The organism is Microvirga ossetica (genome assembly GCF_002741015.1).
Classification (GTDB): domain Bacteria; phylum Pseudomonadota; class Alphaproteobacteria; order Rhizobiales; family Beijerinckiaceae; genus Microvirga; species Microvirga ossetica.
On the sequence record NZ_CP016620.1, the window covers coordinates 256587 to 269147 of the forward strand.

Sequence of the window (12561 nt, forward strand, 5' to 3'; positions counted from 1 at the left end):
CAGGAAAGCAGGATCGCAGCCAGCTCGGCGCGGACCTGGAGCAGCAGCGAGTCTGCAAGTGCCGGGAGGCTAGAGGCTGGTGGCGGTTCTCGAACTCACCAATATCTCCAAACACTTCGGTGCCATCCAAGCGGTCAATGATGTTTCACTGTCACTTGAAGCGGGACAGGTTGTTGGCCTCATGGGTGACAATGGAGCCGGCAAATCCACATTGGTGAAAATGATCGCAGGCAACTTTAGACCGAGCCACGGGACGATGTCCCTGAACGGTGTGGAACTCGTCCTTCACCGTCCCGTGGAAGCGCGACAGCATGGTATCGAGATCGTCCACCAAGACCTGGCTTTGTGTAACAATCTAACGGCTGCCGCGAACGTCTTCCTCGGACGCGAAATGTGCCGCGCCTTCGGCCCCTTGCGTGTGCTCGACTATAGGACAATGTACAGGCGCGCCGGCGAAATCTTTCGGGAGTTGAAGTCGGAAACGCGTTCGCGTGATCTCGTCAAGCAGATGTCGGGCGGCCAGCGGCAAGCGGTGGCGATCGCCCGCACCATGCTCTCAGAAGCCACGATCGTGCTAATGGACGAGCCAACAGCGGCAATTTCGGTTCGTCAGGTTGCCGAAGTTCTAAACCTGATCCGCCACTTGCGGGACCGCGGCATTGCAGTTGTTCTCATCAGCCATCGCATGCCGGATGTGTTCACTGTCGCCGACCGGGTCATTGTGATGCGGCGCGGCAAAAAAGTTGCAGACAAACACATCGCTGCGAGTTCGCCTGAAGAAGTGACAGGACTTATCACCGGCGCCATCGAACAAGTATGATCGAGACGGCTCGTCGGCATTAGGACGAAACAATGACAATCATCCTCGATCAAACAATCGCGCAAAAGCAGCAGAACTGGCTCACAGCGATCCTGGGTCGCCAGACATTCTGGGTTCTGATCGCCGTTGTACTCGCCTGCATTTTCCTGTCCTTTGCAACCGATTCTTTCGCAACCGCCAAGAATTTGTACAACATAACTCGCAACGTCACTTTCATTGCGATTATTGCACTTGGTATGACGCTAGTCATCATCTCCGGTGGCATCGACTTGTCAGTCGGATCCGTGCTTTGCCTTTGCAGCATGGTGCTTGCAGTTGTCATGCATGCTGGCTACAGCATCGAGGTCGGCATCGCTGCCTCGATCAGTACTGCCCTTCTGATCGGGGCTTTCAACGGAATCCTGATCGCCTATTTGGGCTTTCCACCATTCGTGGTCACGCTCGGCATGTTATCGATTGCACGCAGCCTTGCGATGGTCGCATCCAACAACACGGTGGTCTTCCAGTTCGGGCCCGATCACGATAAGCTCCTGGCGCTCGGCGGCGGAGCTTGGCTCCTCGGTATCGCGAATCCAGTGCTTTATATGATCGTGCTGGCGCTCTTCACCGGCTTTTTACTGCGCTGGACCCGATTCGGTCGCTATGTCTTTGCTATCGGCGATAATGAGCATGCCGCGACGCTCACGGGTATCCCTGTGCGAAAGATCAAGGTCGCCGTTTATATGATATCTTCCTTGTCAGCGGGGATCGCCGGCATCATCCAAACCGGATGGCTTGGAGCGGTCACCACCAACATCGGCGCTGGAATGGAACTGCAAGTGATCGCCGCCGCCGTCATTGGCGGCGCCAATCTCGCTGGTGGTGTCGGTACCGCCTCCGGCGCGCTTATCGGCGCCGCTCTGATCGAAGTAATCCGCAACAGTCTCGGACTGCTCGGCATCAACGCCTTTTGGCAGGGCACCTTCATCGGCGGCGCCATTGTACTCGCCGTCCTATTCGACAGGATTCGCAACTTCCGACAGAGCGAATAGGCGGATGGCAGCTGGTCCCTTTGTTGCACGAAGGGGCCGGTTGGTGTCTGAATCTGGATGTCGTAGGACAGCGCGCATTTATATGGCGAGCTGCGGCGGGAGATGAACTATTCTCCACCAAGCCGTGGACGTAAAGGCCAACCTGAGACGTTGAAAGCACCCGTGCTTGTGACCATGCAAATGCCACCTGATCAGAGGTCGGTGCGCCGTCTGGTGAGGTGCGGGCATCAGTGATCGAGGATCTGTCCGAAGTCGCGCCTGATCGGGTTCTCACAGAGGCTGTGGAGCCCAGCGCACATCTGAAGAGCGATGAATGGAAGGCGTCCGTGTTCCTGGGCAGTATGTTTGCAGGCCACGACACCGTCCACCATAAGGATCGCGAATATGTCCGTGTTCCGGTTCACATCAACTCGGCGGAAGGCTTCAATGATCGGATCCGCCGCACCGTTTCAGGTGTGTTCCACCACTTCAGTCCATATATGAAGGATCTGTGCTTCAACGAGATCGGCTTTCGCTGGTCGTAACGGGTGGTTACAGGTCAGGCGCCGCGCCGCACGCGCAGAGGGTGTCAGGTGACCAAGACCTTATAAGCACGAATTTTGCCTGCACTTCAACTTCCAGCCGTATACCGCGCAGCCGTCGGATACGAGATGCGACGTACGAAGGCCGGCGGGATCGACCTCGTCTCGAAAGTAGCTGTCTTTGATGGAGCACCCCACCTTTTAGCAAGCCGGTTCTGAGTGACAGTGTCGATCTGGAACTATGTGGTGAAAGGAAGTGTCTGGGCGGCCTCGGGATTGAAGAGCGTACCGTGTCTCAGCATGGCGCAGGCCACGTTCAGGAGACGGTCGGCCACACTGCGCAGAGCGCGTGGATGGGAATGACCGCGTTCGCGCAGCTAAGCTGTGAAAGTCAGGATTTGACTTGTCAGACAGTGATGGGCCAAGTCTCGTTCTGCGCGAACAAGCCGAGTTGAGAGCCTGCCATTCTGGCGTGGTCGCCTTCGGCTTGGACAATGCGGGTGGTCAAGCCCCACAGCCGCTTAGCGGTGCGCCGCGGGCGCAGGGCTTGAGGGCACGCCGGAGCCCCAAGCCATAATACAGGCTGCCAGAGTGCAACTCGCTCTGACACTGTCCGTCAAATCAAGTCTAAGAATCTACATCTGATCCTCAGAGTGCCGATTGACCGCGTAAGCAACATGGCAAGACCGAGGCTTCCGACCCTATCATGCGACAGTCAACGCTGCCCGCGGAAAAAACCATCCTCCAACAAGTGATATCAACCAGACAAACAAAACGGCATCGTCAAGTTAACGAGTTGAGGTCGGAACGCCGGCTCTGCATCCGCGGATCAGAAGGTCGGCGCAACGCCGGTCACATCACTCCAAGTCATAAAGGCTTGCGCCCGGAATGCGCGATGGTCAGCTGCATTGGTGTTTGACGGACGGCGAAAGAGGTTCCCAACCTGGTCATGAACCGAGAGAAAGCGTTGGGCCTGCCCAGCTGACTTGAAGCGCTTCATGATGCGCTCGCGCCGACGGGTCGGTTGGTGACTATTTTCGGCTCGATTGTTCAAGCCTTTACGCTGGCGGTGCTCCACACCCGGCATGACAGCCTTCTTCGCGGCGGCATAGCTGGCCAGCTTGTCCGTGATCATCACGCGCGGTGACCGGCCCTGACGCTTCAGCAGTTTGCGCAGCAAGCGCTTGGCCGCCTCCGCGTTGCGCCGACTCTGAACCAGGATGTCGAGTACGACTCCATGCTGGTCCACGGCACGCCAGAGCCAATGCTTTTTACCAGCGATGCTGATCACAACCTCATCGAGATGCCATTTGTCGCCAGGAGCCGGATGACGCCTGCGGATCTGGTTGGCAAAATCCTGGCCGAACTTCATCGCCCACTGCCGTACCGTCTCGTGGCTGACCAGGATACCTCGGGCAGCGAGCATCTCTTCAACCATGCGCAGGCTCAAGGGGAACCGGAAATACAGCCACACAACGTGGCTGATGACCTCAGCAGGGAACCGGTGGCGGGCATAGCGAGGATGACGGGTCAGGTTCATGCCCGCGCGTATGCCAGCATCTCGTCACCACCGCGTTAACTTGACGATGCCCCGCCGAGCATCGTTTCGCGCAGGCGCGAATGGACATAAGCGCCCATCACGATCATGTCGGCGCGTGTCAGGTGGGCATGGTTGCGCAGGGTCTCGGCGACATCCCCATTCATGGCCGGCAGCGCCAGGACATTCACCGTGACGCCATGGCGGGTGAGATGCCGCGCGATCTCCGCGCCAGGTACCGTGTGCCCCAGCTCCTTCTCGCCCGTGACGCTGATCAGCTCGACCTGAGTGGCGGCCCGCAGGAACGGCAGGGCGTCATTGAGGGCCCGCGCCGCCTTGGCGCTGCCATCCCATGCCACGACGATCCGGTCACCCGCAAAAGTGTCCCGTCCCTGCGGCACGACGATGAGGGGCCGACCGCTGTCGGTGAGCACGGCCTCGATCAGTCCCCGATCAAGGGCCAGGGCAATCGGTTCGGCGTCCAGAACCGTCAGGTCATGGGCGCGGGCGAGGGAGCTGAAGCTCCTGATGAGATCCGGATAGGCAAGCTGCGGCGCCTGCGCAGTGCAGGCCAGGCCCGATGCCGCCGCGGCGCGCTGGGACGAGTCCGCAACGGCGCGGGCAAGCCCATCCAGCCGGCGATTCTCGGCGGCCACCAGCCCTTCGGCAAAAGCGCTGATGAAGGCGTGCGTTACGGTCAATTTAAGCGACGCGGCCTGAACAGTCACATGGGCGTTCGCCTGCCGGGCGAGCGCGAGCCCATAAGTCAGGGCTGACGAGCGTTCCTCGGCGTCGCCTTCTTCCGTAATCCCGATCAGGATGCTGCGAATGTTCTGGAGCATGGAATCCTCCCTCTCAACGTGTCGTTCTGTTTTAAGTCTGATGACATCTGCTTTCGTCCGAGACCTGGGAGGAGATCGTCGATGCGATCCACTGCTCGACGGTCTACTGGAATGCGCACCGTCATCCGTTTGTCTGGGGCAGGCGCCGGCGGCATCGCCCACGCCGCTCACCCGGTATTGCTCTTCTACCCAAGGCAGGATGACTTACCGGATGCACCACTAAGACCGTGGCGTCCAGTTCCATGGAAGCAGTTCGTCGACCCTGTTGGCCGGGTGATCGGCGATGCGCTCGATGACGTCAGCAAGATAGGCTTGCGGGTTGATGCCGTTCATTTTGCAGGTTTCGACGATGGTGTAGATGACCGCTGCGCGATCGCCACCGGCATCGGAACCGCTGAAGAGATAGTTTTTCCGGCCCAGTGCCATCGCCCGTTCATTCTGCCCATGTCGGCGAAGAGCGTGAGGTTCATTATCGTTGGCATCCCTACTTTGGCCGAAAGGTCAGCGTGCGGCGGGTCGAGGAGCGGGCGACTGGCCGGTTTCTCCAGGTGGAAGGCCCATCTGGCATTGTCGTCTCGATTCCGGGCTGGATGTTAGATCCCATCGCTTGCGCCAAGATGAGAATTGGCCCGCCACAGATTGATCTCGCAGCGTTGTCCGATCTGAAGAGACTGGTCATGCCGACCGCTGCTTCCCCAAACTCCCCGAGCGCAATCAGATTCGCATGGGAGGAAGTCGATGAAACAGAACAACGTGTCAGCTCCGATCGCGGGCAGGCAGATGAGCCTGATATTCGAACCCCGCAGATTGGACGGGATGCGCGACGCGGAGCGGGCGAAGACAGTACTGCTTCTTGCCCAAATCCTGATGCAGGCCGCCGGCCTCGTCGTCGAGGAGTTGGGCGATGACGAAGTCTGATCTGATCCCGACGGTGCTGCTGAGGCGCAAGGCCGTCGTCTATGTGCGCCAGTCGACGCAATCCCAGGTCATGACCAATCTGGAGAGCCAGCGGCGCCAATATGATCTCGTCGATCTTGCACGCCAGCACGGCTTCGCCGACATTGAGGTCATCGACGATGATCTGGGCCGATCGGCGAGCGGGACGGTGGCGCGCCCGGGCTTCGATCGCCTGGTTGCATGGTTGTGCGCGGGCAAGGTCGGCGCTGTGTTGTGCCTGGATGCATCGCGGCTCGCGCGCAATGGCCGTGACTGGCATCATCTGCTGGAGTTGTGCGGACTTGTCGAAGCCCGCGTCATCGACCATGACGGCGTGTACAACCCCTGCCAGCCCAACGATCGCCTGGTTTTGGGTATGAAAGGCAGCATCAGCGAGTTTGAGCTCGGCGTGCTCAGGACACGGATGCTCGAGGCCGCCAAGTCGAAAGCGCGTCGGGGCGAGCTGCGCTTGTCAGTACCGTTCGGTTACATCTGGCACCGCGAAGCAGGTCTGGGGCTCGACCCTGATCTGCGCTTGCAGGAGGTGATCCGGCTCATCTTCGCCCGCTTCCGCGAACTCGGCAGCGCGCGACAGGTGTTATTGTCGATGACGGCTGATCAGATCCACTTCCCACGGCCTTCGGATGAGGGCCGCATGACCAGCTTTACCTGGTTGCCGATCCGCTATCGCAACGTGATCGGCGTGCTCAAGAACCCCTTTTACGCGGGCGTGTACGTTTACGGGAAAAGCGAAAAGCGGACCTCTATTGTCGATGGGAGGGCCCGCCGGAGCTACGGCCACGGCAAGCCGGTCGGGACCTGGGAAGTGTTCATCAAGGATCATCACGAAGGGTACGTCAGCTGGGAGGAATACGAGCGAAACCAGAAGCAGTTGGCGCTCAACAACTATGGTCGCGCCGACGGGGTAAAATCCGGCCGTGGCGGCAAGGCACTGCTGTCAGGCGTTATGACGTGTGGACGGTGCGGGCGGCGACTGAGCGTGGCCTATACCGGTAATCCGCAAAGTCGACCTGTCTATCGCTGCGACAAGCCCAACCTGATGATGGGCTTGCCCCGGTGCATGACCTTCGGTGGCCCCAGGGTGGACGCGGCTGTTGCGCGTGAACTGTTGCGCGCGGTAGAACCCTTGGCGATTGAGGCCGCGTTCGAGGCGGAGCGAATGCACCGGGAACGACAAGATGATCAACGCCAGATCCTCGATCTGGAGCTTAAGCAGGCCCGCTACGAGGCCGGTCTTGCTGAGCGCCGCTATGCTGCCTGTGATCCCGACAATCGTTTGATCGCTGCGCAGTTGGAGAGAAACTGGGAAATTGCCTTACGCCGCGTGCAAGATCTGGAGGCGCGCCAGCCCGCCGGAACCCCATCGACCATTGAGGTTGATCAAGGCGCTTTCGCCAACATGGCGGAAAACCTGTCAGCGGCCTGGAACACTCCTGATGTGACGATGCGTGCCCGTCAGCAACTGCTCCGGACGTTGATCGCAGACATCATTGTCGATGTCGACGATACGGTTCGTGATGTCGTGCTCACGATCCATTGGCGGGGCGGCCAGCACTCAGAACTGCGTGTTCGCAAGCCGCGAACCGGCGAACACGGCTGCGCGACAGCGGAAGATGCGCTGGCAGTCATGCGCAGCATGGCCGGCCGCTGGTCTGACGAGCATATTGCCGCGTCGCTCAATCGGATGGGCTTGCCTACCGGCCAAGGTAAAACCTGGACGGCGCACCGCGTCTCTTCCGTTCGGCGCGTTCGCGGAATCCACGCCTATCGATCCGCGGAGAAAGACGGCGAATGGCTGACCATGACCGAGGCGGCAATGGCGTTAGGCGTTACAAACCACGCGATACGTCGCCTCATCAAAACGGGCGTGCTTCCGGCTGTTCAGGTTGTCCCCGGTGCACCGTATCAAATCCGAGCCGACGATCTGGCGTCAGAGCCGATCAAAACTGCGATGGCCCGGAAGGGCCGCCCGTGTCGCGCTGCTGATGCGGGTACGCTTCCAATGTTTACAGACACTTGAATATGGAGTGCACAATGAAACCTGCTTCACCAAAGGTCTGATTGCCCGCTCAGCGGCATTGTTGCTCATCTCAAGCCGCCCGTCAGTGGCGTAAACCGTGAGAGCCTTCCAGCGGGAGGTCATATAGCGGATCGCCTTGGCCAATTCGCTTTTGCCGCTGATGCGCGTGAGCGTAGGCGCTGTCGAGCCGGTCGCACTTCAACTCCTTGGCGTTCGCGGCGCTGGTCGATGGCCTCGCTAGCTCGGGGCAGTTTTCGTGGTACCGCCCCACCATCTCGAACGGGTTGAGGGTCGCTTGCTCCTCGTGGGTGAGGATGAAGACCTTCAGGCCCTTCGAGTGGCTGACCGGTGATGGAAGCGTCCGCCGACGGAGGTGGAGCAGCCTTGCTGCCGTCCCTTCAGGATGAGGGCGCGAACCCGGCCGATCAGCCGGCGCTGCTCCTCGAGCTCCTCGTGGATATAGCGCTGGGCCTTGTTCAGGCTGAAGCGGACCAGCGGCCAGATCCAGAGGCAGCGAGAGGCGTAGTGCTCGAAGTCATCCTTCAGACACCGGCGGATCTCCCGTTCCCGTTCATTCAAGCTCTGAGAGTGTATCTTCGTGGCTGACCTCGAGCTTTACCTTGAGATTGTCCTTGAACATGCCGAGGTGCTTGCCGATCAGCTCGATCGATTTGTTGGCACCTGAGGCGTTGAATTTGTATTCGCCCGTTGGATTGCCCTCATGGTCGAGAAGCGCCTCGTGCTGCATGCACCGTTCCGTGACCTCGCAGAGACGGTCGAGCACCCAATCCTGCATCAGCTCAGTTCGCTCAGAGCGTGCTGCCTGGGCTGCTGCGATCGCCTCGGAGACTGAAGTTTTCTGAAGGAGCTGGTACGCCTGCTGCTCGGCCGTCTTAGCGCTGTACCCCGCACGAATTGCCGCCTGCGTGGCGTTCAGGTCCACGATTTATTCCTCGACGAACCGCTTCTGCTTGTCGGTCAGGGGCATGGGAGATTTCAGGGATCAGGCTGGCGAGCGCGTAGCTATTTTCGTCTTTCGCGCCAGTCGAGCATACGATCCAGCGCAATGGCGGCCGCGCAAAATCCGCTCAGGAGGGCAAGAGCGAATTCGGCGCACAGGAATCCGGTGGCAGCCGCAATCAGTACACTGGCCAAGATAGGCAATATCGCAGTGAGGAGAATCATTCTGCTGACTTGAAAACCTTATCAGCAGTAGTTGGATCTCCCCGGGTCGCGGAGGCAATTTCTATGAGAGACTAGCTCAATCTAGTGAGCGATCAACCTATTGAGGGGATCTACGACGTCAAGTACATCCACAGCCAATACGAAGGCAGCCAGAGTAGTGCCTAGATAAAGGGCGGCTATAGCGAGGGCCTGCATAGTACCACATCAGTGGACAACCAGCAGGATAATGTCCCTTCGCGACATTAGGAGCAATGTTCCTTCGCGATATAACTCTTTTCGCAGATTTGGATGGGAACATCGAGCACGCGGGCTCCACCCCCCTGGCCGGTACGAGGGTCGAGGATGAGCATCAGACAGCCCCATGAGCCGCATCCTTTCGTGGATAATCCAGAAGAGGATTCGACTCTTCGAATTGGATCAGGATTCTAGTCCGCCTACTCAGCCTGGGGGGCCGTAGCCATATATGACGACGATGACGATCCCATTCCAGCGGGGCCTAAACCGCCGCGTCCATCCGATCCGTCTGAGGCGATCTTCAGATGGATCGGCTTGTTTGCCGGACTTGGCGTCTGCGCGTTTATGACTCTCTTTTTCTTAGAATGATGCTGATGACACTTGGCGGGTCACAGCTCCACCCAGTCCTCGGCAAGCATGTCGGACTGGGAGGCGAGCAAGACGCTCAAGCCGGTGCGAGGGTCGAGGATGCGCATCAAGACGTTTCGGCCTAAATTCTAGCTCACTGTAGACGCGCGAGATGCATGCGGTCTGGAGGCGACCATGTTCGGCGACTTCCCATCAGGGCGAAGACGGTTCTGGGCCATTATGATCGGGATCGCGATCATAGGGATCGGAGGATTGCTCCTGATGTGGGCCTTTCACGTGTGACTCTTTATGCGAGTTCCACCCAATCCTGAGTGAGCATGTCCGACTGGGAGGCGAGCGAGACGCTCAAGCCAGTCAGCGGATTAAGGATCAGCGCCATAAGAGGCTTTCGGGCTTTGCAGCATGCGCCCGCGTTGGTTGGTCGGTTCGGCTCAGCCGCTCGTTAGGCCCCGCTCTGAGGCCTAGAGGTACGCCAACGTCGCAGCGCTAAGCATAGGGCTTCAGCCTCTCAGGCTGCCCAGAACGAATGACGTTTGTCCCTGGATCCCGCAAAGAAAGAGCGCCCATTCGACTGGCGCTCTAGGTGGGCCGCCAGTGCGACCATCCAGGGAGAACGACCGTGCCATAGGGCACGGGAAGAGGCTGCGCCCGAAAGGTAAACGCATCCCTAACGGAACCACCAATCGGGGCTTATCTGCCGGTCTGGCATGCCCTTTGAGCTTTGGCTGGAACTAGGGGCCAATCGCGCGACGTGCTTCTGCAAGGGCCTGTTCGCAGCTTCCCTCTTTGCCGCCTTGGTCAGCCTCCCGCGCCCGCTCCAGTGCCGACAGTGCTTTTGTAATAGAGGCTCCCTCGCCAAGGCTCTCCGCGGCACGCGCGATTGAACCGGGAGTGGGCTCTCGATGGAGCAGTGCCGCTGTGCTTTCGGGCGCTACCGGGCCAGCCCCCGCTATAGCCGTAGCTCTACGGCCTGTTATGACTTGAACCCTTTGCACCTGGAGGCGTTTTGCTCGTCCTGTCTGAGGAGGAGCCATGCTAACGGAAGCACAATGGGCCATGCTGGAGCCACTGGTGGAGCAATGCCGTCCCAAGGGCAAGACACCGCCACAGGATCTGCGTCGGACGTTCGAGGCCATTCTCTGGCGCCATGAGAACGGCGCCAAGTGGCGCGCCGTGCCGGCTGAATTGGGGCCGTGGTGGCGCGCCGCTCAGACCTTCATCCGCTGGGCCCGTCTGGGTGTCTGGGAGCGCCTGCTCAACCTGGTACAGAAGTGCGGCATCCAGCTCGGGATGACCTTCCTCGACGGCACCAGCGTGCGCGCGCATCAGAAGGCCGCCGGGGCTCGTCGAAAAGGGGCTCTCAAGCTCAACGAGACCATCGTGAAGCGCTTGGTCGGTCTCGTGGCGGCTATGGCACCAAGGCTTGCGTGATCGCCGACGGGCTCGGACGCGCCATCGCGTTTCGCATTGCACCCGGTCAGGCGCACGAGCTGCCTGACGCCATTCCGCTGCTTCACAGTTTGCCGAGTGTGCCCAGCTGGGTGGTGGCCGATCGCGGTTATTCAAGCCACAGCTCCCGCGAGCACATCTGGAGCATCGGTGCGAAGCCGGCGATCCCGGCTAAGTCCAATGAGGCGCCGGTGGCCTGTCCGGACTGGATCTATAACAACCGCAATGTCGTCGAGCGGCTCTGGGCCAGGCTCAAAGAGTGGCGAGCCGTTGCAACCCGCTACGAGAAGACCGCACGATCCTTCATGGGCGTGCTCTGCCTCGCCGCAGCAATCGACTGGCTCAAGCGCTAACAGGCCGTAGCATCAACCTGGGCCTGGACAGCATCAATCTGGGCTGAGCATGGTCCTGCATTACTCGTCGCGAAAGACCCAATAAGCCCGATAGCACCAAGAAGCATTGCTTGTGGACCAACGAAACAGGACATCAGATGTCCTCCCTGCGATTATTGGAGACCAATTAGGATGTCTGCCAAAAGGAGAAACGCAATACGCCTCCTGATTTCTGAAGCGAAATCTCTTGGCTAAAGCCGCTTCATCAGCCGCGCCGTTGCTGGTGCCAGCAATATTCATATTCCGGTAGAAATCCGGAGGCTCTCTGGCCTCAACTTCGCGGAAATGGATTGCATGCGGGCGTCATGGGCAGCCCACATCTGCCGGATTTTCGTCTTCCGCCTCTTCTCCTTCTCCTGCGCGAGAGAAAGTGAACGCATTTCGGTAGAAGGCACTGCGGCAGCGACCCGTAACCCTTTCATTAGTCGCTGCGGGGGCAGAACCTTGATACCGACCGCCGCGCTTTTCATCCGGTGAGATGGGCTGGATGGGGAGAGTTTGGCTGTTGTATCGGCAGTGGCCCTGGGGGCGGGCTTCGAAGCATATAATGAGCCCAAGGTTGAAACGCTGAGTGCGTTACCACCTGCAGCAATAGGGGATCCGATAGCTGCCAAGTGGGTTCGAACACGTCGGCAGTACTCCACCGAGAGTGGTGTCATGCGCTCCTCGCCGTGTCCTGCCCGGTACTTCATGAGCGCGCGGCACAGGTCACCGTCAGCAAGCTGCCACGCGCGACCAAGATACGCGATGCCATAACGGACGTTGGTCTCCGGCTCAAACAATCCGGCCAACGTGCCTCTGTAGCCCAGCATGGCCGCCGTTGTAGAACGGATCTGCATGAGGCCGACCTCACCAACTCCTCCAACAGCACCAGGGTCATAAGCACTCTCGACCTGCACTACCGCATCCGCGACATCAGGAGGAAGCCCCACCTGCTCGGCTTCACGCCTGATTGTCTCAAGATGAGCTTTACGCCCAGGTGTATAGGCTTGAGGCATCCCGATGAGACCCTCAATAACGGGAGGCAGTGGGAAATCCGGGAAATCGGCTAAAGGCGCCTGTGCTAAAGCCGAAGCAGGAAGGAACAGAAGTCCAAACACGAGGCAGACACTGGCGTGGTGTGGATTGCACAATGAGAGCCCCCGCTGTCATTCAAGGTTATTTTGGAACTGAGTGTAGGAGAGTAACTCGCGAGGCTCAACGG

10 protein-coding genes and 3 pseudogenes are annotated in these 12561 nt (G+C 59.5%); 6 read left to right on the top strand and 7 right to left on the bottom strand.

Annotated elements, in window-relative coordinates; all coding sequences use genetic code 11:
• Window positions 1-12 precede the first annotated feature (12 nt).
• From BB934_RS44190 to BB934_RS44200, 3 genes and pseudogenes are all read left to right on the top strand, one after another.
• Window positions 13-820, top strand: a pseudogene (locus BB934_RS44190) (ATP-binding cassette domain-containing protein).
• A 32-nt stretch (window positions 821-852) separates the two neighbouring features.
• Window positions 853-1851: an ABC transporter permease gene (locus BB934_RS44195; RefSeq protein WP_099515883.1), complete on the top strand. Its 999-nt coding sequence runs from the start codon at window positions 853-855 to the stop codon at window positions 1849-1851.
• A gap of 218 nt (window positions 1852-2069) precedes the next feature.
• Window positions 2070-2375, top strand: coding sequence for a transposase (locus tag BB934_RS44200; RefSeq protein ID WP_099515884.1), 306 nt, complete (start codon window positions 2070-2072; stop codon window positions 2373-2375).
• A gap of 826 nt (window positions 2376-3201) precedes the next feature.
• Here the strand turns inward: BB934_RS44200 and BB934_RS44205 are convergent.
• The 3 genes and pseudogenes from BB934_RS44205 to BB934_RS44215 all read right to left on the bottom strand — a co-directional run.
• Window positions 3202-3912 (bottom strand): IS6 family transposase, encoded by a 711-nt coding sequence (locus tag BB934_RS44205; protein ID WP_099515885.1) that lies wholly within the window; start codon window positions 3910-3912, stop codon window positions 3202-3204.
• A 35-nt stretch (window positions 3913-3947) separates the two neighbouring features.
• The gene (locus BB934_RS44210) at window positions 3948-4751 is read right to left on the bottom strand and encodes a universal stress protein (RefSeq protein WP_099515886.1); all 804 of its coding nucleotides are present in this window, start codon (window positions 4749-4751) and stop codon (window positions 3948-3950) included.
• Window positions 4752-4970: 219 nt separating this feature from the next.
• Window positions 4971-5183: pseudogene (locus tag BB934_RS44215) on the bottom strand (transposase domain-containing protein); the annotation flags it as partial.
• A 306-nt stretch (window positions 5184-5489) separates the two neighbouring features.
• Between BB934_RS44215 and BB934_RS44220 the strand changes: the two are divergent.
• Together BB934_RS44220 and BB934_RS44225 are read left to right on the top strand one after the other, a co-directional pair.
• Window positions 5490-5669: a hypothetical protein gene (locus tag BB934_RS44220; protein ID WP_099513339.1), complete on the top strand. Its 180-nt coding sequence runs from the start codon at window positions 5490-5492 to the stop codon at window positions 5667-5669.
• Window positions 5656-7728 carry a recombinase family protein gene (locus BB934_RS44225; RefSeq protein WP_099515887.1) on the top strand — a complete coding sequence of 691 codons (2073 nt, stop codon included), beginning with the start codon at window positions 5656-5658 and terminating at the stop codon, window positions 7726-7728. Before BB934_RS44220 ends, BB934_RS44225 begins: the two co-directional genes overlap by 14 nt.
• Window positions 7729-7758: 30 nt before the next feature.
• Here the strand turns inward: BB934_RS44225 and BB934_RS44230 are convergent.
• The 3 genes and pseudogenes from BB934_RS44230 to BB934_RS44240 all read right to left on the bottom strand — a co-directional run.
• Window positions 7759-7899 (bottom strand): annotated as a pseudogene (locus tag BB934_RS44230) (IS66 family transposase); the annotation flags it as partial.
• Between the two features lie 153 nt (window positions 7900-8052).
• The gene (locus BB934_RS44235; protein ID WP_099515888.1) at window positions 8053-8307 is read right to left on the bottom strand and encodes a hypothetical protein; all 255 of its coding nucleotides are present in this window, start codon (window positions 8305-8307) and stop codon (window positions 8053-8055) included.
• Window positions 8300-8671 carry a terminase small subunit gene (locus BB934_RS44240; protein ID WP_157934708.1) on the bottom strand — a complete coding sequence of 124 codons (372 nt, stop codon included), beginning with the start codon at window positions 8669-8671 and terminating at the stop codon, window positions 8300-8302. The genes BB934_RS44235 and BB934_RS44240 overlap by 8 nt, the downstream gene beginning before the upstream one ends.
• Before the next feature lie 1877 nt (window positions 8672-10548).
• On the opposite strand from BB934_RS44240, the gene BB934_RS44245 reads away from it, so the two are divergent.
• Window positions 10549-11318 (top strand): IS5 family transposase gene (locus BB934_RS44245; RefSeq protein WP_099515890.1). Its coding sequence is split into 2 segments (ribosomal slippage): window positions 10549-10870 and window positions 10870-11318, totalling 771 coding nucleotides; the frame shifts between segments, so codons are not numbered across the junction.
• 275 nt (window positions 11319-11593) lie between these two features.
• On the opposite strand, the gene BB934_RS44250 is transcribed toward BB934_RS44245, so the two are convergent.
• Window positions 11594-12457 carry a transglycosylase SLT domain-containing protein gene (locus BB934_RS44250; protein WP_237050910.1) on the bottom strand — a complete coding sequence of 288 codons (864 nt, stop codon included), beginning with the start codon at window positions 12455-12457 and terminating at the stop codon, window positions 11594-11596.
• Between the last annotated feature and the right edge of the window lie 104 nt (window positions 12458-12561).